This window comes from Vibrio sp. 1978 (genome assembly GCF_033344345.1).
This window is the reverse complement of record NZ_JAWPOP010000502.1, coordinates 1-680: the sequence shown is the minus strand read 5'-3', so window position 1 is coordinate 680 and position 680 is coordinate 1. Positions and strand designations below refer to the sequence as shown.

1 pseudogene is annotated in these 680 nt (G+C 47.4%); it reads right to left on the bottom strand.

Features of this window, described 5'->3' with window-relative positions:
- Nucleotides 1-680 (bottom strand): annotated as a pseudogene (locus tag R8N49_RS27475) (hypothetical protein); the annotation flags it as partial.

The window sequence follows — 680 nt, the reverse complement described above, 5'->3', positions numbered from 1 at the left end:
TTCGACTCAACAACAAAGCCGCCTTTGATTGACGCTTGCTCACCGTTTAGCTTGTACTCCGCAAACGCCACCGATTGAGGCCAGTTTTCTGCAATTTGCGTAAACTCGTTATGACAAACTGGTGTGCGCATTTCCGTAATGTTTGGATCGACGTTAAGACGAGTTAATTGACGAGCAAACATGTTGCCATCAACAGTGGTTAAACCTTTGATGATTTCACGATGGTCGATGTAGCCAAAAGAGTTGTTGTTTTTACCATACTGAGTTTGGATGGCTTCAGCACGACCGCTATCCGCTAATGATTGGGTTGGAGACTCAAGACCCAGCGCCATTTTCAACGGGTTAAGATCACCCAACTCCGCGATATCCACCGTCACGGTTAGCACGTTGTCGATAACCGCTACAACTAAGCCAATGCCATCCTGCGGATCTACTGCATCCGTCATTTCATAACGACGGTACTCCACCGTACCCAGCTTCACTTTTTCGTGTGTCACGCCGCTCATTTGCTCTTCGTGATCCAACGTTTTCCAAAGCGCCTCTGGATTCTCGATTGGCAGTTTGTAAACTGGCACCATACCGAGCGTGTAAAGCACTGGGTTGATCTCATCGCCTGTACCTAAATACGCTTTCAAAGTTTCTGGCGACGCAGCACTTTTTAAGTATCCGTCAAACAGATC